The 24,256-nt window shown below is 59.4% G+C and carries 19 protein-coding genes; 17 read left to right on the forward strand and 2 right to left on the reverse strand.

Features of this window, described 5'->3' with window-relative positions; genetic code table 11:
* Window positions 1-2: 2 nt before the first annotated feature.
* Window positions 3-1,577, reverse strand: a complete 1,575-nt coding sequence (gene leuA, locus IMX17_RS16270) for a 2-isopropylmalate synthase (RefSeq protein ID WP_004932820.1) — start codon at window positions 1,575-1,577, stop codon at window positions 3-5.
* A gap of 872 nt (window positions 1,578-2,449) precedes the next feature.
* Between leuA and leuO the strand changes: the two genes are divergently transcribed.
* The 5 genes from leuO to cra all read left to right on the forward strand — a co-directional run bounded on the left by leuO (window position 2,450) and on the right by cra (window position 9,423).
* Window positions 2,450-3,397: a transcriptional regulator LeuO gene (gene leuO, locus IMX17_RS16280; protein WP_046898119.1), complete on the forward strand. Its 948-nt coding sequence runs from the start codon at window positions 2,450-2,452 to the stop codon at window positions 3,395-3,397.
* 465 nt (window positions 3,398-3,862) lie between these two features.
* Window positions 3,863-5,671, forward strand: coding sequence for a long-chain fatty acid--CoA ligase (locus IMX17_RS16285; protein WP_046898120.1), 1,809 nt, complete (start codon window positions 3,863-3,865; stop codon window positions 5,669-5,671).
* A gap of 316 nt (window positions 5,672-5,987) precedes the next feature.
* Entirely contained in the window at window positions 5,988-7,706 is a 1,719-nt protein-coding gene (gene ilvI / locus IMX17_RS16290; protein WP_046898121.1) for an acetolactate synthase 3 large subunit, read from the forward strand.
* Between the two features lie 2 nt (window positions 7,707-7,708).
* Entirely contained in the window at window positions 7,709-8,200 is a 492-nt protein-coding gene (ilvN, locus tag IMX17_RS16295) for an acetolactate synthase small subunit (protein ID WP_004932806.1), read from the forward strand.
* A 218-nt stretch (window positions 8,201-8,418) separates the two neighbouring features.
* Window positions 8,419-9,423 carry a catabolite repressor/activator gene (gene cra / locus IMX17_RS16300; protein WP_004932801.1) on the forward strand — a complete coding sequence of 335 codons (1,005 nt, stop codon included), beginning with the start codon at window positions 8,419-8,421 and terminating at the stop codon, window positions 9,421-9,423.
* Window positions 9,424-9,457: 34 nt separating this feature from the next.
* On the opposite strand, the gene IMX17_RS16305 is transcribed toward cra, so the two are convergent.
* Window positions 9,458-9,898, reverse strand: a complete 441-nt coding sequence (locus IMX17_RS16305; RefSeq protein ID WP_033651675.1) for an L-alanine exporter AlaE — start codon at window positions 9,896-9,898, stop codon at window positions 9,458-9,460.
* 862 nt (window positions 9,899-10,760) lie between these two features.
* On the opposite strand from IMX17_RS16305, the gene mraZ reads away from it, so the two are divergent.
* The 12 genes from mraZ to IMX17_RS16365 all read left to right on the forward strand — a co-directional run bounded on the left by mraZ (window position 10,761) and on the right by IMX17_RS16365 (window position 24,256).
* Window positions 10,761-11,219 (forward strand): division/cell wall cluster transcriptional repressor MraZ, encoded by a 459-nt coding sequence (mraZ, locus tag IMX17_RS16310; protein ID WP_004932796.1) that lies wholly within the window; start codon window positions 10,761-10,763, stop codon window positions 11,217-11,219.
* 2 nt (window positions 11,220-11,221) lie between these two features.
* Window positions 11,222-12,163, forward strand: coding sequence for a 16S rRNA (cytosine(1402)-N(4))-methyltransferase RsmH (gene rsmH, locus IMX17_RS16315; protein ID WP_004932794.1), 942 nt, complete (start codon window positions 11,222-11,224; stop codon window positions 12,161-12,163).
* On the forward strand, window positions 12,160-12,480 hold the full coding sequence (gene ftsL / locus IMX17_RS16320) for a cell division protein FtsL (RefSeq protein WP_033651674.1): 321 nt from the start codon (window positions 12,160-12,162) through the stop codon (window positions 12,478-12,480). Before rsmH ends, ftsL begins: the two co-directional genes overlap by 4 nt.
* Window positions 12,481-12,522: 42 nt before the next feature.
* A complete protein-coding gene (locus IMX17_RS16325) occupies window positions 12,523-14,286 on the forward strand; it encodes a peptidoglycan glycosyltransferase FtsI (protein WP_004932790.1) in 1,764 nt (587 codons plus the stop codon).
* Entirely contained in the window at window positions 14,273-15,760 is a 1,488-nt protein-coding gene (murE, locus tag IMX17_RS16330) for a UDP-N-acetylmuramoyl-L-alanyl-D-glutamate--2,6-diaminopimelate ligase (RefSeq protein ID WP_193549984.1), read from the forward strand. Before IMX17_RS16325 ends, murE begins: the two co-directional genes overlap by 14 nt.
* On the forward strand, window positions 15,757-17,118 hold the full coding sequence (gene murF, locus IMX17_RS16335) for a UDP-N-acetylmuramoyl-tripeptide--D-alanyl-D-alanine ligase (RefSeq protein WP_193549985.1): 1,362 nt from the start codon (window positions 15,757-15,759) through the stop codon (window positions 17,116-17,118). The genes murE and murF overlap by 4 nt, the downstream gene beginning before the upstream one ends.
* The gene (gene mraY, locus IMX17_RS16340) at window positions 17,112-18,194 is read left to right on the forward strand and encodes a phospho-N-acetylmuramoyl-pentapeptide-transferase (protein WP_004932782.1); all 1,083 of its coding nucleotides are present in this window, start codon (window positions 17,112-17,114) and stop codon (window positions 18,192-18,194) included. Before murF ends, mraY begins: the two co-directional genes overlap by 7 nt.
* 2 nt (window positions 18,195-18,196) lie before the next feature.
* A complete protein-coding gene (gene murD / locus IMX17_RS16345) occupies window positions 18,197-19,516 on the forward strand; it encodes a UDP-N-acetylmuramoyl-L-alanine--D-glutamate ligase (protein WP_182265288.1) in 1,320 nt (439 codons plus the stop codon).
* Window positions 19,513-20,715, forward strand: coding sequence for a cell division protein FtsW (gene ftsW / locus IMX17_RS16350; protein WP_015376649.1), 1,203 nt, complete (start codon window positions 19,513-19,515; stop codon window positions 20,713-20,715). The genes murD and ftsW overlap by 4 nt, the downstream gene beginning before the upstream one ends.
* A 3-nt stretch (window positions 20,716-20,718) precedes the next feature.
* Window positions 20,719-21,783, forward strand: coding sequence for an undecaprenyldiphospho-muramoylpentapeptide beta-N-acetylglucosaminyltransferase (gene murG / locus IMX17_RS16355; protein WP_004932773.1), 1,065 nt, complete (start codon window positions 20,719-20,721; stop codon window positions 21,781-21,783).
* An 84-nt stretch (window positions 21,784-21,867) separates the two neighbouring features.
* Window positions 21,868-23,343, forward strand: coding sequence for a UDP-N-acetylmuramate--L-alanine ligase (gene murC / locus IMX17_RS16360; protein ID WP_074055947.1), 1,476 nt, complete (start codon window positions 21,868-21,870; stop codon window positions 23,341-23,343).
* Window positions 23,336-24,256: a D-alanine--D-alanine ligase gene (locus IMX17_RS16365; protein WP_033651670.1), complete on the forward strand. Its 921-nt coding sequence runs from the start codon at window positions 23,336-23,338 to the stop codon at window positions 24,254-24,256. The genes murC and IMX17_RS16365 overlap by 8 nt, the downstream gene beginning before the upstream one ends.

Here is a 24,256-nt window from a genome sequence, read left to right on the forward strand (position 1 = left end):
GTTCACACCGTTTCCTGATTATTTTGATGTTTGTTTTGCTGCAGACGCTGTTTTTCTTTTTCTACCTGCTGTGAGCGCCAAATATTGTTCAACACGTGCACCATCGCCTTGGCGGAGGATTCGACGATGTCGGTCGCCAGACCCACGCCATGGAAACGGCGGCCGTTATAAGAGACGACGATATCCACCTGACCCAGCGCATCGCGCCCATGGCCTTTGGCGGTCAACTGGTACTTCACCAGTTCGATCGGGTAATCGGTGATGCGATTGATCGCCTGATAGACCGCATCGACCGGGCCGTTGCCGGTGGCGGCTTCGGCTTTCTCTTCGCCGCCGCAGATCAGTTTCACCGAGGCGGTGGCCATGATGCTGCTGCCGGACTGCACGCTGAAGTAACCCAGGCTGAAGTGCTCCGGCTCTTCCTGTTGTTTGTTGATGAAGGCCAGCGCCTCCAGGTCATAGTCGAACACCTGGCCTTTTTTGTCGGCCAGTTTCAGGAAGGCGGCGTACAGGGTATCCAGGTTGTAGTCCTGTTCCTGGTAGCCCATCTCTTCCATGCGGTGTTTCACCGCCGCGCGGCCGGAGCGGGAAGTCAGGTTCAACTGCACGTCTTTCAGGCCGATCGACTGCGGGGTCATGATTTCGTAGTTTTCGCGGTTCTTCAGCACGCCGTCCTGGTGAATGCCGGAGGAATGAGCGAAGGCGTTGGAGCCGACGATCGCCTTGTTGGCCGGGATCGGCATGTTGCACAGCTGGCTGACGATCTGGCTGGTGCGGAAGATTTCCTGATGATTGATGTTGGTGTGCACGTTCATGATGTCCTGGCGCACCTTAATCGCCATGATCACCTCTTCCAGCGAACAGTTGCCGGCGCGCTCACCGATGCCGTTCAGGGTGCCTTCCACCTGACGGGCGCCGGCCTGGACCGCGGCAATGGAGTTGCCGACCGCCATGCCCAAATCGTCGTGGCAGTGTACGGAGATGATGGCTTTGTCGATGTTCGGCACGCGGTCATACAAGGTGGTGATGATGCCGCCGAACTGGTTCGGCGTGGTGTAGCCGACGGTGTCCGGGATATTGATGGTGGTGGCGCCGGCGTTGATGGCGGCTTCGACCACGCGGCACAGATTGTCGATCGGCGTGCGGCCGGCGTCTTCGCACGAGAACTCCACGTCGTCGGTATAGTTGCGGGCGCGTTTGACCGAGCGCACCGCCATCTCCAATACTTCGTCGAACGAGCGCTTCAGCTTCGATTCGATGTGCAGGGTGGAGGTGGCCAGGAACACGTGGATACGGAACGCTTCAGCGACGCGCAACGCTTCGGCGGCCACGTCAATGTCTTTGTCCACGCAGCGGGCCAGGCCGCAGACGCGACTGTTCTTGATCTGGCGAGCGATGGTTTGCACCGATTCGAAATCGCCCGGCGAAGAGACCGGGAAGCCGACTTCCATCACGTCAACGCCCATTCTTTCCAGCGCCAGCGCAATCTGAATCTTCTCTTTTACGCTCAGACTGGCCTGCAATGCCTGTTCGCCATCACGCAGCGTGGTATCGAAAATAATGACTTGTTGGCTCATAGGTGCATTCCTTATCGTGTTGATTTCACGCTAAGCGGGCAAAAAAAAACCCGCGCAGTAGCGCGGGTTTCTTATGGGTGATCGGCTGAGTCAGCTCCGAACTTCGTCCACAGGCATACCGCGCAAACAAGATGCGTTGAGTAGTAGGCCTAGTAGACGGTGAGTACGGATCATAAGGGTTCAGCTTCTCTTAAATTGGGTGTCTGCCTAATTTGATACGTGATTGGCCAGGCGATGTCAACACCTGATTGAATGCGGGGACAATGCACCGGCTACGCATCCAAACAGAGGATCATTCGGTAAAAATGTGGCGCCATAGAGAAAAAATGGGAGCAGTTTGCGCGCTGCTTAGCATAAACGAATCGAATATATACTGCGCTAATTGCTTCTGGATTTTGTTGGGTTAAGATTTGTGATGAAAAAATAAGGAGGATTAATCACGGGAGGAAACAAAATAACATTTTTAATGCGAATGATTTAAATTGAATTCATATGATTAATTGATTGTTTTAGTCATAATATAACAAAATAATGCGGTTTTACACAAAGTGATTGATGTTTTTAGATGGTTTGATTGCTTATGATGTGTTTTTATAGTTTGTCTCATACAGTGCGGTTACGTTGTTTAATTGTATTAATCATTGTGAATACCTAATTATTAGTACCACTCAGGTGGCATTCTTCCTGCTGACGGTAGAAGTGACTGATATGCATTCCATATATGACTTAAATCGTGTCGATAACACGAGGTTTTTTATCGGCTGATGACGGTAATGGCAGGATTTGTCGTGCAAAGATAAGACAATGCGGCGTTTCATTGTTTGTCGAGCATAAGGATTAGATTATCTACACAGGATTTAGTGGAGTGAAATATGGCTGAATATGATTCAGAAATCGCCATGGTCAAAGAGCCGGCGGACATCCATTTGCGCAGCGTCGATCTTAATTTGCTGACGGTGTTTGACGCCGTGATGCAAATGCAAAATATTACGCGAGCCGCTAATTCGTTAGGGATGTCGCAGCCGGCGGTGAGCAACGCGGTAGCACGTCTGAAGGTGATGTTCAACGACGAGCTGTTCGTGCGCTGCGGGCGCGGGATCCAGCCCACTATGCGTGCCAGGCAGCTGTTCGGGCCGGTGCGGCAAGCGCTGCAGCTGGTGCAAAATGAGTTGCCGGGATCTGAGTTTGAGCCGCTGACCAGCACGCGAGCGTTCTCCCTGTCCCTGTGCAGTCCGCTCGATTTGCGTCTGGGCGCCGGGATAATCAATCACGTCAAACAGATAGCGCCGCAGCTTAACCTGCAAATAAAGTCATACATTAACAATAATATTGAACATCAATTGCGATATCAGGATGTTGAATTTGTCATCGGCTACAGCCGTTTCGAGTCGGCGGAGTTTCGCAGCCTGGCGATGTTCGACGACGAATTAGTGCTGGCGGTTGCGCAGGCGCACCCGCGAATAGAGGAGGAGGTGACGCCGGAACACATGTTGGCCGAACAGCACGCGGCGGTTTCCCTGGAAAGTTTTGGATCGTTCAGTAAACCTTTCTATTTAGAAGAACCGATGTTGCGCGCCGTGACACAACAGTGCACGGATCTCTACAGCGTGTTGAATATGGTGTCGCAAACGGAAATGGTGGCGATTGCGCCCGCCTGGTTGGTGCGGCAACAGACGGAGGCGTTGAAAATAAAGGCGGTTCCTTTGTGCGCCAATCACAATAAAGCGACCTGCTATCTTTCCTGGCATGAATCTTCCGAACGGGATAAAGGGCACCAGTGGATGAAGTCCGTCCTGATTGAGGCGGGTAACCCAAAGTAAAGCGATAAAAAATGGGGATATATAAAGATAATATTCAACTGAGCGTTTTTTTCTCATGATAAAAACTAAGAACTATCTGGGTTTTTATTAAGATGTTTCTTGGTTTTGCGGCGATTAAATAACTTATTTTCAGGGTGAGTTGGTTCGTTTACCAAAAATAATTAATATGAATTAATATTCTGATTTTTACTTTAAGACTGGTATTTTAAACTAACTCGATGCGGCGGCCCGGATGGGCCGCGTTTTATTGCCGCCAGCAAACCTTTTCCTTCCCGTTCTGTCCAACCTATGAAAGCGCGAAAGCCGGCCTGAGTTTTGGCTCACACTTCTACGCTGAAATCGCTTTTCCCCCTGCCTGAGAGTAGGTAGACTGCGCGGAAAAAAGTAAACACGTGTAAGCTGAGATGAGGGCCGTAAGGCGTCGTTCAGGCTTAACTGTATGATTCATTTCAGGCTTAGAGCACTATGATCACTAATCTGCTGCAATACCATTTGATCCATCGTATACAGCATCAAATCACCCACCGAGCCGATCGCACAGCTTTTCGCCAATGGTCGCCCAACGGCGAGTTTCAACTGACCTGGGAAGAGGCCGCCGTTCGCATCGATCGCATTGCCGCCGGGCTGTTGGCCCTGGGGGCCGAAGTGCAAGAGCGCATCGGCATTTTCGCCAATAACGGCATGGCCTGGTCGCTGGCCGATCTCGCGATTCTCCACCTGCGCGGCGTCAGCGTGCCGCTCTATTCCACCAATACGCCGGCGCAGGCGGCCTTCGTCATCAACGACGCTGACATTCGCATACTGTTCGTCGGCGAACAGGCGCAGTTGGATGCGGCCATCGCGCTGCGCGGCGTTTGCCCACAGCTGCGCCATATTATCGTGTTTGACCAAGATGCCGACCTGCGCGGCTGCGAGATAGCGCGACACCTGAGCGCCTTCGAGCATGCCGCCGATCCGGCGGCGTTTATCGCTCAACGTCGGCAGCGCATTGAAGAGTGCGACCTGCAGGACCTCTTCACCCTGATCTATACCTCGGGCACCACCGGCGAGCCGAAAGGGGTGATGCTGGATTACCGCAACCTGGCGGCGCAGCTCTACCTGCATGATGAGAGACTGACGGTCGGCGAAGAGGATGTGTCGCTAAGTTTCCTGCCGCTGTCGCATGTGTTCGAGCGTGCCTGGAGCTTCTTTGTCATGCATTCCGGCGCGCAGAACGTCTTCCTGCCGAACACCGACTGGGTGCGGGAAGCGATGGGGCAGGTTCGCCCGACGCTGATGTGCGCGGTACCGCGTTTCTACGAGAAGATTTTCAGCGCGGTGCATGAAAAAGTGGCGCGCGCCCCTTGGCTGCGCCGCGCGCTGTTCCACTGGGCGATCGTCTGCGGGGAGCGCAAGTTCCTTCAGGAGCGGGCCGGCAAACCGTTGGGCAAACTGTTCGAACTCTCTCATCGCTGGGCCGACAAGCTGGTATTGAGCAAGCTGCGCGGCATCCTCGGCGGGCGGGTGCGCTTCCTGCCGGCGGCGGGCGCCAAGCTGGATGACAATGTGATCCTGTTTTTCCAGGCGATGGGCGTCAACATCAAGTACGGCTATGGCATGACCGAAACCTGTGCGACCGTGTCCTGCTGGGAAGAAGGGCATTTCCGCTTCGGCTCTATCGGCAAACCGCTGCCGGAGGTCGAGGTGCGCATCGGTGAAGAAAATGAAATCCAGGTGCGCGGGCCGATCGTGATGCGCGGCTATTTCAACAAACCGTTGGAAACTGCCGCGACCTTTACCGCAGACGGCTGGCTGAAAACCGGCGACGCCGGGGCGATCGATGAAGAGGGCAATCTGTTCATCACCGAGCGCCTTAAGGATTTGATGAAAACCTCCGGCGGCAAATACATCGCGCCGCAGATGCTGGAAGGCACGCTGGCGCAGGACCGCTTTATCGAGCAGGTGGCGATCATCGCCGATGCGCGCAAGTTCGTTTCCGCGCTGATCGTGCCGTGCTTTGAGTCGCTGGAAGAGTACGCGAAGTCAGTCAACCTGAAGTATCAGGATCGCCTGGAGCTGCTGCGCAACGGTGAAATCCTCGAGATGTTCGAAAAGCGTCTGCGCGAGATGCAAAAGGAGCTGGCGCGCTTCGAACAGGTGAAGAAGTTCACGCTGCTGCCGGCGGCCTTTTCCATGGAGTTGGGGGAGCTGACGCCAACGCTGAAACTGCGCCGCAAAGTGATCCTGCAGCGCTATCAGCGTGAAATCGACTCCATGTACCAGGAACAGCCCTGAGGCCGCCGCCGGACCGCGCGTTCGGCGAAAAAAACGGCATATTCTTCGCCTGATTTAGTTCTGTAATTTCCCCTCTGTTCGAAACAATGCCTAGCCTGACCCCCCTGGGGCTAGCGCATTGTTTTTATAAAGTCGCGATATCCAGCCGCTTGGCAATAACCCCGCCGCCGTTAAGCCATTTTGCCGTTTGCCTGCCCCATATTCTGACGTTATGTTAATTCGATAGCGACAACCCATAAAAATTTAGGGGCATTGCCCCGCAGCAGGCGCTACGTTCCGGCGCCAGAGAAGAATAAGCAAGCCTGGAGGCAAACCCATGGAGATGTTGTCAGGAGCCGAGATGGTCGTCCGATCGTTGATCGATCAGGGCGTTAAACATGTATTCGGCTACCCCGGCGGGGCGGTGCTCGATATCTACGACGCCCTGCATACGGTCGGAGGGATCGATCATATTCTGGTGCGCCACGAGCAAGGGGCGGTGCACATGGCCGACGGTTACGCGCGCGCCACCGGCGAAGTGGGCGTGGTGCTGGTGACGTCCGGCCCCGGCGCCACCAATGCCATTACCGGTATCGCTACCGCTTATATGGACTCGATCCCGATGGTCGTCCTGTCGGGGCAGGTGCCCAGCTCGCTGATCGGCTACGACGCCTTCCAGGAGTGCGATATGGTGGGAATTTCTCGGCCGGTGGTGAAACACAGCTTCCTGGTGAAACGTACCGAAGACATTCCGGCGGTGTTGAAAAAGGCCTTTTACCTGGCCTCCAGCGGCCGCCCCGGCCCGGTGGTGATCGACCTGCCGAAAGACATCGTCGGCCCGGCGGTGCGGATGCCTTATGCCTATCCGCAGGACGTGAGCATGCGTTCTTATAACCCGACGGTGCAGGGCCACCGCGGGCAAATTAAACGCGCGCTGCAAACCATTCTGGCGGCCAAAAAGCCGGTGATGTACGTCGGCGGCGGCGCGATCAACGCCGGCTGCGAAGCCGAACTGTTGGCGTTGGCGGAGCAGCTGAACCTGCCGGTGACCAGCAGCCTGATGGGGTTGGGGGCCTTCCCCGGCACCCATCGCCAGAGCGTCGGCATGCTCGGCATGCACGGCACCTATGAAGCCAATAAAACCATGCATCATGCCGACGTGATCTTCGCCGTCGGCGTGCGTTTCGACGATCGTACGACCAACAACTTGGCCAAATACTGTCCGGACGCCACCGTGCTGCACATCGATATCGATCCGACCTCGATCTCCAAAACGGTGGACGCCGATATCCCGATCGTCGGCGATGCCAGGCAGGTGCTGGTGCAGATGCTGGAACTGCTGGCGCAGGACGAGAAAGCGCAGGATCACGATGCGCTGCGCGATTGGTGGCAGTCTATCGAGCAGTGGCGCGCCCGCGACTGCCTGGGCTACGACAAAAACAGCGGCACCATCAAGCCGCAGGCGGTGATTGAAACCCTGCATCGCCTGACCAAAGGCGATGCCTATGTGACCTCGGACGTCGGCCAACACCAGATGTTCGCCGCGCTCTATTATCCGTTCGACAAACCGCGCCGTTGGATCAACTCCGGCGGCCTCGGCACCATGGGCTTCGGCCTGCCGGCGGCATTGGGCGTCAAGCTGGCGCTGCCGGAGGAAACCGTGGTGTGCGTGACCGGCGACGGCAGCATTCAGATGAATATTCAGGAGCTGTCCACCGCGCTGCAATATAACCTGCCGGTGGTGGTGGTGAACCTCAACAACCGCTATCTGGGCATGGTCAAGCAGTGGCAGGACATGATTTATTCCGGCCGTCATTCGCAGTCTTACATGGATTCGCTGCCGGACTTCGTCAAGCTGGCCGAGGCTTACGGCCATGTCGGCATCGCCATCCGTACGCCGGATGAGCTGGAAAGCAAGCTGGCGCAGGCGCTGGCGGAAAAAGAGCGGCTGGTGTTTGTCGACGTGACCGTCGATGAAACCGAACATGTCTACCCGATGCAGATCCGCGGCGGAAGCATGGACGAAATGTGGCTTAGCAAAACGGAGAGGACCTGATCATGCGCCGTATTTTATCTGTCTTGCTGGAAAACGAATCCGGCGCCCTGTCACGCGTGGTGGGGTTGTTCTCCCAGCGCGGTTACAACATCGAGAGCCTGACGGTGGCGCCGACCGACGATCCGACGCTGTCGCGCATGACTATCCAGACCGTCGGCGACGAGAAAGTGCTGGAGCAGATTGAGAAGCAGTTGCACAAGCTGGTGGACGTGTTGCGCGTCAGCGAGCTGGTGCAGGGCGCTCACGTTGAACGCGAGATCATGCTGGTGAAGCTGCAGGCCAGCGGCTACGGCCGTGAAGAGGTGAAGCGCTGCGCCGACATTTTCCGTGGCCAGATCGTTGATGTGACGGCGACGCTGTATACGGTGCAGTTGGCCGGCACCAGCGACAAGCTGGACGCCTTCCTGAGCGCGGTGCGTGAAGTGGCGGAGATTGTGGAAGTGGCGCGTTCTGGCGTGGTCGGCGTGTCGCGCGGCGATAAAATCATGCGCTGAGCGCGGTCTGGCGGCGAATAATCGGGGGCGCGGCGTGGCTGCGCCCTTTGTTTTTCGGCCTTTTTTGCCCGATTGCCGGCACCTTTCGGCAAAAGCGGTTGCTAGGCAGTGTTTTCTGCTGTTAGATCGCAGAGGCTGGATTGAATAACCGCACGGGATGCCATGGTTAATCCGAGCACAGCCTTCACTTCTATTTTCAGCGTCATTAAGGGGTTAATGTGAAACTGGATGAAATCGCGCGTCTCGCGGGCGTTTCGCGCACGACGGCCAGTTATGTCATCAACGGCAAGGCGAAGCAGTATCGTGTCAGCGATAAAACCGTCGAGAAAGTGATGGCCGTGGTCAGGGAGCATAACTATCACCCGAATGCCGTCGCGGCGGGGCTGCGCGCCGGGCGCACCCGTTCTATCGGCCTGGTGATCCCGGATCTGGAAAATACCAGCTATACCCGCATCGCCAACTACCTGGAGCGCCAGGCGCGCCAGCGGGGTTACCAATTGCTGATCGCCTGTTCCGAAGATCAGCCGGACAACGAAATGCGCTGCATTGAGCACCTGCTGCAGCGTCAGGTGGACGCCATCATCGTATCCACCGCCTTGCCGCCGGAGCATCCTTTCTATCAACGCTGGGCCAACGATCCGCTGCCGATCATCGCGCTGGACCGCGCGCTGGATCGCGAGCATTTCATCAGCGTTGTGGGCGCCGATCAGGAAGACGCTTTTGCATTGGCGCAGGAGCTGCGCACCTTCCCGGCGGAGTCGGTGCTGTACCTGGGCGCCTTGCCGGAGCTTTCGGTCAGCTTCCTGCGTGAGCAGGGCTTCCGCCAGGCCTGGCAAGAGGATCCCCGCCACGTCGATTACCTGTACGCCAACAGCTACGAACGCGAAGCCGCCGGCGCGCTGTTTGCCGAATGGCTGAAAACGCACCCGATGCCGCAGGCGCTGTTTACCACGTCGTTCTCTTTATTGCAGGGCGTGATGGACGTGACGCTGAAGCAACGCGGCCGCTTGCCGACCGATCTGGCGATCGCCACCTTCGGCGATCATGAACTGTTGGATTTCCTTGAGTGCCCGGTATTGGCGGTAGCGCAGCGCCACCGCGACGTGGCCGAGCGCGTGCTGGAACTGGTGCTGGCCAGCCTGGACGAACCGCGTAAACCCAAACCGGGGCTGACGCGCATTCGCCGCAATCTGTTCCGCCGTGGCAGTCTGAGCCGCAAGTAGTTTGCCTGACAGGGGCCCGCGTTGGCGGGCCCCTTTAGACGTAACCCGCCACCCGAAACAGCCGCCGGCAGTATTCCAGGAAGTAACCATACACCACGCCCATCGCCATGGAGACCAGCGCATTGCTGGTTACCGCCGCCAGCATTTGTTGGCCGTCGGCGCCCACGCTCCATAAAATTGCAGCATAAACCGGCGACTGGAAGCTGACATAGGCCAGCAGATCGGCGAGATTGCGCAGCAGGAACTGGCCGTGCGGGCAACGGCGCGCTGTGCGGATAAACAGATCGCGATAGCGGCCATAAGGCCAGGCGATCAGAATGTTGACCGGGATCGACAACAGGCGTGAAGAGAGGGATTGCTGGAAGCTCATGCCGGAGATCAACACTTCAATCGCCATACCGGCGATAAAGCAGTACACCACCAGTGCAAACGTATCGGCAGCGGCGCTGCGCCAGTGTGCGGCGGGCGAAAGCATGTACCTCTCCTTTTGTGTTAATGTGCTGTTAATTTTATAAGTTGTAGTTGTTAGTTATGGTTTTTGCTTTTTATATAGTTTACTTCTCTGGTTTGTGTTTTTTAACTAGGTTTATATTTTTATTTTTAACATTTGTTCGGTTTTTGTCCCGCAGGGCCGGGGCGCAGGAAGGGATGGAGAGATTAAAATCGGTGTTTTTAAATAAACCTATTAAAAACATGCTGTTGCGATTTTTTGTGTTCGCAGGGGGATTTTTCCGGCAAAAATTGTGGAAATAAAGGTGTAAGAAAATGAAACCATAATTGTAAACAGGTGTTTTGGGAATAATCTTACCAAATTGATTTAAATCGAAATTACTTCTGCTCGTAATATCCGAGCCATTTATTTTCGCCGTGCTCTCATCACGGCGGAGCAAATTGAAGTAAAATAGCGCGCAGTTTCACGGTGAATAACGATTGAGCGTTATTAACTCAAGGAGTTATGGCCTTATTCTGCGGTCGACTCGTCAGGCGCCGAGCCTTGGCGCGCGCGGGGCGGCAGCGGTTACAGCCCTGAGATTGCCGAGCTGAAAAATGAGACATGGCTTGCAGAAGGAAGTAATGAGTTAATTAATCGCCAGTTCGTCAGGTTTTTAATCAGATTCTTTCCGCTTAGAAAATTCTCTCCGTTTATCATGGTGTTAATTTTTAATCGTCGAATAATCAGAGTTTCTTTCGCGAGTCAGCTCCCAAAATGACCAGAGAAATATTGCCAAAGCGCTGGCGCTCTGGCTTGACAAGGTTTTCATACCCTCCGTAAACTCCATTGTGTGGGAATTTGTGGGGTAAAGTGGTGAAAACGGTCACTAAGGGGTAGCTCAGGAATGTTCCGTGGAGCGACGATGGTCAACCTCGACAGCAAAGGGCGGCTCGCCGTACCTACCCGATATCGGGAATTGCTCAACGAGGAATCGCAAGGCCAAATGGTCTGTACCATTGACCTCCATCAGCCCTGTCTGCTGCTTTATCCTTTGCCCGAATGGGAAATTATTGAACAAAAATTATCACGTCTGTCGAGCATGAATCCCGCCGAGCGCCGCGTTCAGCGCCTGCTGTTGGGACATGCCAGTGAGTGTCAGATGGATAGTGCCGGTCGTTTGCTGTTAGCCAGTACGCTGCGGCAACACGCCGGGCTCACGAAAGAAGTGATGCTGGTCGGTCAGTTCAACAAGTTTGAACTGTGGGATGAACAGACCTGGTATCAACAAGTCAAGGATGATATTGACGCTGAACAGTCGACTCAGGAACCGTTGTCTGAGCGGCTACAGGACTTGTCGCTATAAGCATGTTGGAAAACTATAAACACACCACCGTCCTGCTGGACGAAGCCGTCAACGGCCTCAATATCCGCAGCAACGGCATATATATCGACGGTACTTTTGGTCGCGGTGGCCATTCTCGTCTGATTCTGTCCCAGCTGGGGCCGGAAGGGCGCTTGCTGGCAATTGACCGTGACCCTCAGGCGATTGCAGCCGCCAAATCTATTGAAGATCCTCGTTTTACCATCGTACACGGCCCATTTTCCGAGTTGTCGCACTATGTGCGGGAGCGCGAGCTGGTGGGCAAGATCGACGGCGTTCTGCTCGATCTGGGCGTTTCCTCGCCGCAGCTTGACGACGCGGAGCGCGGGTTCTCCTTTATGCGCGACGGTCCGCTGGACATGCGCATGGATCCGTCCACCGGCCTGTCCGCCGCGGAATGGCTGATGAAGGCCGAAGCGGACGACATCGCCTGGGTGCTGAAAACCTTCGGCGAAGAGCGTTTCGCCAAGCGCATCGCGCGCGCCATCGTCGAAAGAAACCGCGTGGAGCCGATGACGCGCACCAAAGAGCTGGCGGATCTGATCGCCGATGCCAGCCCGTTCCGTGAAAAGCACAAGCATCCGGCGACGCGCAGCTTCCAGGCGATCCGCATTTATATCAACAGCGAGCTGGAAGAGATCGAGCGTGCGCTCGACGGCGCGCTGGAAGTGCTGGCCCCGCAGGGCCGTTTGTCGATCATCAGCTTCCACTCGCTGGAAGACCGCATCGTCAAACGCTTTATGCGACACCACAGCCGCGGCGCCCAGGTGCCGGCGGGCATTCCGTTGACCGAAGAACAGCTACGCGGCATGGGCGGCCGGACGCTGAAAGCGCTGGGCAAAATGATGCCGTCGGAAGCGGAAGTGGCGGACAACCCGCGTGCGCGCAGCTCGGTGCTGCGCATTGCTGAGAGGATGCCCGCGTGATTGGCAACGAACGTCACGGCCTGGTCGGGGTAATTGGCGGCGATCTGCTGCGCAACGCCAAGATCCCCATGATTTTACTGATTGCGTCACTGGTCTCCGCGATTTTCGTGGTGACCACCGCACACCGCACCCGTCTGCTGACCGCCGAACGCGAGCAGCTGGTTCTGGAGCGCGATGCGCTGGATATTGAGTGGCGCAACCTGATTTTAGAAGAGAACGCCCTCGGCGATCACAGCCGGGTTGAACGTATCGCGACAGAAAAACTGCAGATGCAACACGTTGATCCATCGCAGGAAAATATCATCGTTAAACAATGAATGGTTTAACCGGAATAATGACACGGAGTAGAAAGGAAACGCATGAAAGCAGCGCGCCCCGGTAAGTTGAGACGCCAGGAAGATCAGGCCAGCTTTGTCAGCTGGCGTTTTGCGTTGCTGTGCGGCTGCATTTTGCTGGCGATGGTTGGCCTGATGTTGCGCGTCGCGTACCTGCAGGTCATCAACCCCGATCGTCTGGTGAAAGAGGGCGACATGCGTTCGCTGCGCGTGCAGGAAGTGCCGACCGCGCGCGGCATGATCAGCGATCGCGCCGGCCGTCCGTTGGCGGTCAGCGTGCCGGTGAACGCGGTGTGGGCCGATCCGAAAGAGCTGAACGAACGCGGCGGCATCACGCTGGACAGCCGTTGGAAAGCGCTTTCCGATGCGCTCAACATCCCGCTGGACCAGCTTTCCAACCGCATCAACGCCAACCCGAAAGGGCGCTTCGTTTATCTGGCGCGCCAGGTTAACCCGGCGATCGGCGACTACATCCACAAACTCAAGCTGCCGGGGATCTACCTGCGACAGGAGTCGCGCCGTTACTACCCGGCGGGGCAGGTGACGTCGCACATCATCGGCGTGACCAACATCGATGGGCAAGGCATCGAAGGCGTCGAGAAGAGCTTTGATCGCTGGCTGACCGGGCAACCGGGCGAGAGAACGGTGCGCAAGGACCGCTTCGGCCGAGTGATTGAAGATATCTCCTCCGTCGACAGCCAGGCGGCGCATAACCTGGTGCTGAGCGTCGATGAGCGCCTGCAGGCGCTGGTGTATCGCGAGCTGAACAACGCCGTGGCGTTCAACAAGGCCGAATCGGGCACTGCGGTGCTGATCGACGTGAACACCGGCGAAGTGCTGGCGATGGCCAACAGCCCGTCTTACAACCCGAACAACATGGCCGGTACGCCGAAAGAAACCATGCGTAACCGCGCTATCACCGATATTTTTGAACCCGGTTCAACCGTGAAGCCAATGGTGGTGATGACCGCGCTGCAAAACGGCGTGGTGCGAGAAAACAGCGTGCTGAACACCATCCCGTACCGCATTCAGGGCCACGAGATCAAAGACGTGGCGCGGTACTCGGAGCTGTCATTGACCGGGATCTTGCAGAAGTCGAGTAACGTCGGTGTTTCAAAGCTAGCGTTAGCGATGCCGTCCTCAGCGTTAGTAGATACTTACTCTCGTTTTGGGCTGGGAAAAGCGACCAATTTGGGGCTGGTCGGAGAAAGCAGTGGCATATACCCAAAAAAACAACGGTGGTCTGACATAGAGAGGGCCACCTTCTCTTTCGGCTACGGGCTGATGGTAACTCCGTTACAGTTGGCGCGAGTCTATGCAACGATCGGCAGTCTGGGCGTGTATCGCCCATTGTCGATCACCAAGGTTGACCCTCCGGTCGCCGGCGAACGCGTTTTCCCTGAACCTCTGGTGCGCACCGTGGTGCACATGATGGAAAGCGTGGCCTTGCCGGGCGGCGGCGGCGTGAAAGCCGCCATCAAGGGATACCGTATCGCCATCAAAACCGGTACCGCGAAAAAAGTGGGCCCGGACGGCAAATACGTCAACCGATACATCGCTTATACCGCCGGCGTCGCGCCGGCAAGTAACCCCCGTTTTGCCCTGGTGGTCGTCATCAACGACCCGCAGGGTGGGAAATACTATGGTGGCGCAATCTCAGCGCCGGTGTTCGGCGCCATCATGGGCGGCGTCTTGCGCACCATGAACGTCGAGCCTGACGCGTTGCCCACCGGTGACAAAAGCGAATTAGTGATTAACAAGAAAGAGGGTTCAGGTGGCAGATCGTAATTTGCGCGACTTACTCGCCCCGTGGGTGCCGACTGCGCCCGGGCGCGCGCTGCGGGAAATGACATTAGACAGCCGTGTGGCGGCTGCCGGGGATCTGTTTGTCGCCGTGGTCGGCCATCAAACGGATGGACGCCGCTATATTCCGCAGGCCATTGCGCAGGGCGTCGCCGCCGTGATCGCCGAAGCTGACGGTCAGGCCGAAGACGGCGCCATCGTTGAGATGCACGGCGTGCCGGTGATCTACCTGAGCCAACTGAACCAGCGCCTTTCTGCGTTGGCCGGGCGTTTTTACCATCAGCCGGGCGAGCGTCTGCGCCTGGTCGGCGTGACCGGCACCAACGGCAAAACCACTACCACGCAGTTGTTGGCGCAGTGGAGCCAACTGCTGGGCGAAACCAGCGCGGTGATGGGCACCGTCGGCAACGGTCTGCTGGGCCAGGTCTGCCCGACCGAGAATACCACTGGTTCTGCGGTGGATGTTCAACACGTATTAAACGACTTGGCGGAACAGGGCGCGACCTTCGCCGCGATGGAAGTCTCATCCCACGGTTTGGTGCAACACCGGGTGGCGGCGCTGCCGTTCGCTGCCGCGGTCTTCACCAACCTGAGCCGCGATCACCTGGATTACCACGGTGATATGGCCAATTACGAAGCGGCCAAATGGTCGCTGTTCGCCGCCCACAATGTGGGGCAGGCGATCATCAACGCCGACGATGAAGTCGGCCAGCGCTGGCTGAGCAAGCTGCCGGATGCGGTGGCGGTGACGATGCAGGGCAACCTGCAGCCGGGCTGTCACGGCCGCTGGCTGAAAACCACGGCGGTCGATTATCACGACAACGGCGCCACGGTTCGGTTCAGCTCCAGCTGGGGCGACGGTGAGATCGAAAGCCGCCTGATGGGCGCTTTCAACGTCAGCAACCTGCTGTTGGCATTGGCGACGCTGCTGTCGCTGGGCTACCCGCTGGCGGCGCTGGTGGAAACCGGCAACCGTCTGCAGCCGGTCTGCGGCCGCATGGAAGTGTTTAACGCGCCGGGCAAACCGACGGTCGTGGTGGATTACGCCCACACGCCGGATGCGCTGGAGAAAGCGCTGGAAGCGGCGCGCCTGCACTGCCAGGGGCAGCTGTGGTGCGTCTTCGGCTGCGGCGGCGATCGCGACAAGGGCAAACGTCCGCTGATGGGCGGCATCGCCGAGCAGTTCGCCGATCGCGTGGTGATCACCGATGACAACCCGCGTACCGAAGAGCCGCGCGCGATTATCAACGATATCCTGACCGGATTGCTGGACGCCGGGCAGGCGCTGGTGATCCACGGCCGCGCCGAAGCGGTGACCAGCGCCATCATGCAGGCGCAGGAGCAGGATGTGGTGTTGGTGGCGGGCAAAGGCCATGAAGATTATCAGCTGGTGGGCAACCGCCGCCTGGATTACTCCGATCGCACGACGGTCGCCCGACTGCTGGGGGTGCTGGCATGATCCCTGTCTCTCTTCAGACACTGGCTGAGGTATTGAGCGCTGAACTGGTGGGCGCCGATTGCCAAATTGTCGAGGTGACGACAGACACCCGCAAGGTGACCGCCGGTTGCCTGTTTGTGGCGCTGAAAGGCGAGCGTTTCGACGCGCACGACTTCGCGGCGGATGCCGTAGCCGCAGGCGCCGGGGCGTTGCTGGTCAGTAAGCGCTTATTGGTGGACGTGCCGCAGCTGGTGGTGAAAGACACCCGTCTGGCGCTGGGGCAGCTTGGCGCCTGGGTGCGTCAGCAGGTGCCGGCGCGCGTGGTGGCGCTGACCGGCTCCTCGGGCAAGACATCGGTGAAAGAAATGACCGCCGCCATTCTGCGTGAATGCGGCGAAGTGCTGTATACCGCCGGCAACTTCAATAACGACATCGGCGTGCCGTTGACGCTGTTGCGTCTGGAGCCGCAGCATGATTTTGCCGTGATAGAGCTGGGCGCTAACCACATTGGCGAAATTGCTTACACCACCGCATTGACGCGTCCGCAGACCGCTTTGGTGAACAACCTGGCGGCGGCGCACCTGGAAGGCTTCGGCTCGCTGGCCGGCGTCGCCCAGGCGAAAGGTGAAATCTTTACCGGCCTGCCGGCCGACGGCGTGGCGATCATCAACGCCGATAACAACGACTGGCCGCACTGGCAGAGCATGCTGGGCGGCAAAACCGTCTGGCGCTTCTCGCCGCAGGCGGCCGAAGGCGTGGACTTCTTCGCGGACGACGTGCGGGTGAACGGCGCAGGCACGCAGTTTACGCTGCACAGCCCGTTCGGCACCGCCGAGATCGCACTGCCGCTGCCGGGGCGCCACAACGTGGCCAACGCGCTGGCGGCCACGGCGCTGGCGATGTCGGTGGGCGCCACCCTGGAAGCGGTGCGTCAGGGGTTAAAACAATTGCAGGCGGTGCCGGGGCGTTTGTTCCCGGTGGCGCTGGCCGAAGGCAAGCTGCTGCTGGACGACAGCTACAACGCCAACGTCGGGTCGATGACCGCGGCGGCGCAGGTGCTGGCGGAGATGCCGGGCTACCGCGTGATGGTGGTCGGCGATATGGCCGAGCTGGGCGCAGAAGCGGAAGAGTGCCACCGTCAGGTGGGTGAAGCCGCCCGCCAGGCCGGGGTCGATAAAGTGATCAGCGTCGGCGGGTTGAGCCGCGTGCTGAGCGAGGCTTCCGGCAACGGCGAACATTATCAGGACAAGACAGCAGTGATCGCGCGCGTGGCGGAATTACTGTCGGAACATGCGGTCATCACCGTGTTAATCAAAGGTTCACGTAGTGCCGCAATGGAGCAGGTAGTACGCGCGTTACAGGAGAAAGCACCATGTTAGTTTGGCTGGCCGAGCATTTGGTCAAGTATTACTCAGGCTTCAACGTCTTTTCTTATCTGACGTTCCGAGCCATTGTCAGCCTGCTGACCGCGCTGTTCCTGTCGCTGTGGATGGGCCCGCGGGTGATCAAGCGTCTGCAAGAAATGTCCTTCGGCCAGGTGGTGCGTAACGACGGCCCCGAGTCGCACTTCAGCAAACGCGGCACGCCGACCATGGGCGGCATCATGATCCTGACCTCCATCACCATTTCGGTGCTGATGTGGGCCTATCCGTCCAACCCGTATGTCTGGTGCGTGCTGTTTGTGCTGGTGGGTTACGGCATTGTCGGTTTCGTCGATGACTACCGCAAGGTGGTGCGTAAGGACACCAAAGGACTGATCGCCCGCTGGAAGTATTTCTGGCAGTCGGTGATTGCGCTGATTGTCGCATTCGCCATGTACGCCGTAGGAAAAGACACGCCAGCCACCGAGCTGGTTGTGCCGTTCTTTAAGGACGTGATGCCGCAGTTGGGCCTGCTGTACATCCTGCTGGCCTATTTCGTCATCGTCGGCACCAGCAACGCGGTCAACCTGACCGACGGTCTGGACGGCCTGGCGATTATGCCGACGGTATTCGTGGCGGCCGGTTTCGCGCTGGTGGCCTGGGCGACCGGTAACATGAACTTCGCCAACTACCTGCATATTCCGTATCTGCGTCATGCCGGTGAGTTGGTGATCGTCTGCACCGCCATCGTCGGCGCCGGCCTCGGGTTCCTGTGGTTCAACACCTACCCGGCTCAGGTGTTTATGGGCGACGTCGGTTCGCTGGCGCTGGGCGGCGCGCTGGGCACCATCGCGGTGCTGCTGCGCCAGGAGTTCTTGTTGGTGATCATGGGCGGCGTGTTCGTGGTAGAGACGCTGTCGGTGATCCTGCAGGTGGGATCGTTCAAGCTGCGCGGACAACGCATTTTCCGCATGGCGCCGATTCACCACCACTATGAATTGAAAGGCTGGCCGGAGCCGCGCGTGATCGTGCGCTTCTGGATCATTTCGCTGATGCTGGTGCTGATTGGCCTGGCAACGCTGAAGGTGCGTTAATCATGGCAGACTATCAGGGTAGAAAAGTCGTCATCATCGGGTTGGGCCTCACCGGCCTGTCCTGTGTCGATTTCTTCATGGCGCGCGGCGTGACGCCGCGCGTGATGGATACCCGTATCGCGCCGCCAGGGTTGGACAAACTGCCTGAAAGCGTGGAGCGCCATCTGGGCGATCTGAACCAGGACTGGCTGCTGGCGGCGGATCTGATCGTCGCCAGCCCGGGCGTCGCGCTGGCGACCCCGGCATTGAGCGCCGCGGCGGAAGCCGGCGTGGAAATCGTCGGCGACGTCGAACTGTTCTGCCGCGAGGCGCAGGCGCCGATCGTGGCGATTACCGGCTCCAACGGCAAGAGCACCGTCACCACCCTGGTGGGCGAGATGGCGAAAGCCGCCGGTTGGGCGGTGGGCGTGGGCGGCAATATCGGCCTGCCGGCGCTGAGCCTGTTGCGTCAGGAATGTCAGCTGTATGTGCTGGAGCTGTCCAGCTTCCAGCTGGAAACGACGTATAGCCTGCGGGCGGCGGCGGCGACCATCCTGAACGTGACCGAAGATCATATGGATCGCTATCCGTTCGGCCTGCAGCAGTATCGCGGCGCCAAGCTGCGCGTGTATGAAAACGCCGCGGTGTGCGTGGTGAACGCGGACGATGCGCTGACCATGCCGGTGCGCGGCGCCGACGAACGCTGCGTCAGCTTCGGGGCGGACGTGGGCGACTATCACCTGAACCGTCAGCAGGGGGAAACCTGGCTGCGGGTGCGCGGTGAGAAGGTGCTGAACACGCGCGAGATGAAGCTGACCGGCCGCCACAATTACACCAACGCTCTGGCGGCGCTGGCGCTGGCGGATGCGGTCAATATCCCGCGTGCCTCCAGCCTGAAGGCGCTGACCACCTTCACCGGCCTGGCGCACCGCTTCCAGCTGGCCTGGGAGAACAACGGCGTGCGTTGGATCAACGATTCCAAAGCCACCAACGTCGGCAGCACCGAAGCGGCGCTGAACGGCCTGCAGGTGGACGGCACGCTGCATCTGCTGCTGGGCGGCGACGGCAAGTCCGCCGATTTCTCGCCGCTGGCGCGCTATCTGCAGGGCGACAACGTGCGTTTGTATTGCTTTGGCCGCGACGGCGCCCAGCTGGCGCAGCTGCGGCCGGAAGTGGCGACGCTGACCGAGACCATGGAGCAGGCGATGCGCACCATCGCCGGCCGCGTACAGCCCGGCGATATGGTGCTGTTGTCGCCGGCCTGCGCCAGTCTCGATCAGTTCCGTAATTTTGAAGTGCGCGGCGATGAGTTCGCCCGCCTGGCGCAGGAGCTTGGCGGATGAAACTACGCTTGCCGAACTTCGGGCTGACAGAACGGCTGAAAGACTGGGTGACCGGCGCGCGCGACAACGACGCGGTCAACATGGTGCTGTACGATCGCACCCTGCTGTGGCTGACCTTCGGGTTGGCGATCATCGGCTTCGTGATGGTGACCTCGGCGTCGATGCCGATCGGCCAACGCCTGGCGGACGATCCGTTCCTGTTCGCCAAACGCGATGCGCTGTACCTCGGCCTGGCGTTCGGCCTGTCGCTGGTGACGCTGCGCATCCCGATGGAAGTTTGGCAGCGCTACAGCAACGTGATGCTGCTGATGTCGATCGTGATGCTGCTGATCGTCCTGGTGGTGGGGAGCTCGGTGAACGGGGCCTCGCGCTGGATCGCGCTCGGCCCGCTGCGTATTCAGCCGGCGGAGCTGTCCAAGCTGTCGCTGTTCTGCTACCTGGCGAGCTATCTGGTGCGCAAGGTGGAAGAGGTGCGCAGCAACTTCTGGGGCTTCTGTAAGCCGATGGGCGTCATGGTGGTGCTGGCGGTGCTGCTGCTGGCGCAGCCGGATCTCGGCACCGTGGTGGTGCTGTTCATCACCACGCTGGCGATGCTGTTCCTGGCCGGCGCGAAAATGTGGCAGTTCCTGGCGATCATCGGCTCCGGCGTGTTCGCCGTGGTGCTGCTGATTATCGCGGAACCGTACCGTATGCGCCGCGTGACCTCGTTCTGGAACCCGTGGGCCGACCCGTTCGGCAGCGGCTACCAGTTGACCCAGTCGCTGATGGCGTTCGGCCGCGGCGAGTTCTGGGGGCAGGGGCTCGGCAACTCGGTGCAGAAACTGGAGTATTTGCCGGAAGCGCACACCGACTTCATCTTCTCCATTTTGGGTGAAGAACTGGGCTATATCGGTGTGGTTTTAGCCCTGTTAATGGTATTCTTCGTCGCTTTTCGCGCGATGTCCATTGGGCGCCGCGCGCTGGAGATCGACCAACGCTTCTCCGGCTTCCTGGCCTGCGCGATCGGCGTGTGGTTCAGCTTCCAGGCGCTGGTTAACGTCGGCGCCGCCGCGGGCATGCTGCCGACCAAAGGTCTGACGCTGCCGCTGATCAGTTACGGCGGCTCGAGCTTGCTGATTATGTCGACGGCGATCGTGCTGTTGCTGCGAATTGATTATGAAACGCGCCTGACCAAGGCTCAGGCGTTTGTGAAGAGGTAAGGGATGAGCGGGAAACCTAAGCGTTTAATGGTGATGGCAGGCGGTACCGGCGGGCACGTGTTCCCGGGGCTGGCGGTCGCGCATCATCTGATGGCGCAGGGCTGGCAGGTGCGTTGGCTCGGAACCGCAGACCGTATGGAAGCCGATCTGGTGCCGAAGCATGGGATCGAGATTGATTTTATCCGCATCTCCGGCCTGCGCGGCAAGGGCCTGAAGGCCCAGCTGACCGCGCCATTGCGCATCTGGCAGGCGGTGCGCCAGGCGAAAGCCATCATGCGCAGTTATCAGCCGGATGTGGTGCTGGGGATGGGCGGTTACGTTTCCGGCCCCGGCGGCCTGGCGGCCTGGCAGTGCGGCATCCCGGTGGTGTTGCATGAGCAGAATGGCATCGCCGGCCTGACCAACCGCTGGCTGGCGCGCATCGCCGCCAAAGTGATGCAGGCCTTCCCCGGCGCGTTCCCGAACGCCGAGGTGGTGGGCAACCCGGTGCGTACCGACGTGCTGGCGCTGCCGTTGCCGGCGGAGCGGTTGCAAGGGCGCGAAGGCCCGATCCGCGTGCTGGTGATTGGCGGAAGTCAGGGCGCCCGCGTGCTGAATCAGACAGTTCCTGAAGTCGCGGCGCGTTTGGGCGATAGAATTACGCTCTGGCATCAGGTGGGCAAGGGCGCGCTGGAAACGGTGCTGCGCGACTACGAGAGGGTAGGGCAGACGCAGCACAAGGTGACCGAGTTCATCGACGACATGGCCGCCGCCTATGCCTGGGCCGACGTGGTGGTCTGCCGCTCCGGCGCGTTGACCGTCAGCGAAATCGCGGCGGCGGGGCTGCCGGCGATCTTCGTGCCGTTCATGCACAAGGATCGTCAACAGTACTGGAACGCACGCCCGCTGGAAGAAGCCGGCGCGGCGAAGATTATCGAACAGCCGCAGTTCAACGCCGATGTGGTGGCCGAACTGCTGGCGAGCTGGGATCGCAAGACGCTGCTGGCCATGGCCGAGAAAGCGCGCGCGGTCGCCATTCCGGACGCCACCGAGCGCGTGGCGGCGGAGCTGGTGCGGCTCGCCAAGTAACGAGTGCAGGGGTTCGGCGCGCCGAACCTGAATAAAAGCAATGTGATGTAGGGCCGGGGTACCGGATCCGGATTAGAGAGAGTGATGAATACACAACAACTGGCGAAACTACGTACTATCGTGCCTGAGATGCGTCGCGTCCGGCACATTCACTTTGTCGGCATCGGTGGCGCCGGCATGGGTGGTATCGCCGAAGTGTTGGCAAACGAAGGGTATCAGATCAGCGGCTCCGACCTGGCGCCGAATCCGGTGACCCAGCAGTTGAGCGCGCTCGGGGCGACGATTTATTTCAATCACCGTCCGGAAAACGTGCTGGATGCGAGCGTGGTGGTGGTTTCTACCGCCATCTCCGCCGACAACCCGGAGATCGTCGCCGCCCGTGAAGCGCGCATCCCGGTGATCCGCCGCGCTGAAATGCTGGCGGAGCTGATGCGTTTTCGCCACGGCATCGCTATCGCCGGCACGCACGGCAAAACCACCACCACGGCGATGGTCTCGAGCATTTACGCCGAAGCCCGCCTGGACCCGACCTTCGTTAACGGCGGGCTGGTGAAGGCGGCGGGGACCCACGCACGACTGGGGTCCAGCCGTTATCTGATCGCGGAAGCGGATGAGAGCGATGCGTCGTTCCTGCATCTGCAGCCGATGGTGGCCGTGGTCACCAACATCGAAGCCGACCACATGGACACCTACCAGGGCGACTTCGAGAACCTGAAGCAGACGTTTATCAATTTCTTGCACAACCTGCCGTTCTACGGTCGCGCGGTGATGTGCATCGACGATCCGGTGGTGCGTGAGCTGCTGCCGCGCGTGGGTCGCCATATCACCACCTACGGCTTCAGTGAAGATGCCGACGTGCGCATCGAAGACTACCGGCAGATTGGGCCGCAGGGGCACTTTACCCTGAGCCGTCAGGACAAACCGTTGCTGACGGTGACGCTGAACGCGCCGGGCCGCCACAATGCGTTGAACGCAGCGGCGGCGGTGGCGGTAGCGACCGAAGAAGGCATCGACGACGAAGATATCCTGCGCGCGCTGGCGGGCTTCCAGGGCACCGGGCGCCGCTTCGATTTCCTCGGCGAGTTTCCGCTGGAGCCGGTCAACGGCAAAGCGGGCAGCGCGATGCTGGTGGACGATTACGGCCACCATCCGACCGAAGTGGACGCCACGCTGAAAGCGGCGCGCGCCGGTTGGCCGGACAAGCGTCTGGTGATGATCTTCCAGCCGCACCGCTACACGCGCACCCGCGATCTGTACGACGATTTCGCCAACGTGCTGTCGCAGGTGGATGTGCTGCTGATGCTCGACGTGTACGCCGCCGGCGAAGCGCCGATCCCGGGCGCGGACAGCCGCTCGCTGTGCCGCACCATCCGCAGCCGCGGCAAGCTGGATCCGATCCTGGTTTCCGATGCCGATACCGTGCCGGAAACCCTGGCGCAGCTGCTGCAGGATGACGATTTGGTGCTGGTGCAAGGCGCCGGCAACGTGGGCAAAATCGCCCGTAAACTGGCCGAGCTGAAGCTGCAGCCGCCGAAGAAAGAGGAGGAGCACCATGGCTGATAAAGTTGCAGTTCTGCTGGGCGGCACCTCCGCTGAACGTGACGTTTCTCTGCAGTCCGGCGCTGCGGTGCTGGCCGGGTTGCGCGAAGCCGGTATCGATGCGCACGGCGTCGATACCCGCGATTTCCCGGTGACCCAGCTGAAAGAGCAGGGGTTCACCAAAGTGTTTATCGCGCTGCACGGCCGCGGCGGCGAGGACGGCACCCTGCAGGGGCTGCTAGAGTTCCTCGAGCTGCCTTATACCGGCAGCGGCGTGATGGCCTCGGCGCTGACCATGGACAAATGGCGCACCAAGATGGTGTGGCAGTCGATGGGCTTGCCGGTGGCGCCTTACGTGGCGCTGAATCGCCAGCTGTATCTCGGCGCCGAAAAAGCGGCGCTGCTGGCGCGCGTGGCGGATCTCGGCCTGCCGGTGATCGTCAAGCCGAGCCGTGAAGGCTCCAGCGTCGGCATGAGCAAGGTCACCGAAAGTGCGGCGTTGGCAGCGGCGCTGGAAGAAGCCTTCCGCCATGACGACGACGTGCTGGTGGAGAAGTGGTTGAGCGGCCCGGAATACACCGTGGCGATGCTGGGTGACCAGGTGTTGCCGTCGATCCGCATCCAGCCGGCCGGCGTGTTTTACGACTACCAGGCCAAGTACATTTCGGACGATACGCAGTACTTCTGCCCGAGCGGTTTGAGCGCCGAGCAGGAAGCCGAGATGGCGGCGTTGGCGCTGCGCGCCTACCGCGGTCTGGACTGCAGCGGCTGGGGCCGCGTCGACGTGATGCAAGACAGCGATGGCAGCTTCTATCTGCTTGAGGTGAACACCTCTCCGGGCATGACCAGTCATAGCCTGGTGCCGATGGCGGCGCGCCAGTTTGGATTAAGCTTCTCGCAGCTAGTGGCGAGAATTTTGGAGTTGGCCGACTGA

The organism is Serratia sp. X3 (assembly GCF_014982455.1).
Classification (GTDB): domain Bacteria; phylum Pseudomonadota; class Gammaproteobacteria; order Enterobacterales; family Enterobacteriaceae; genus Serratia; species Serratia ureilytica.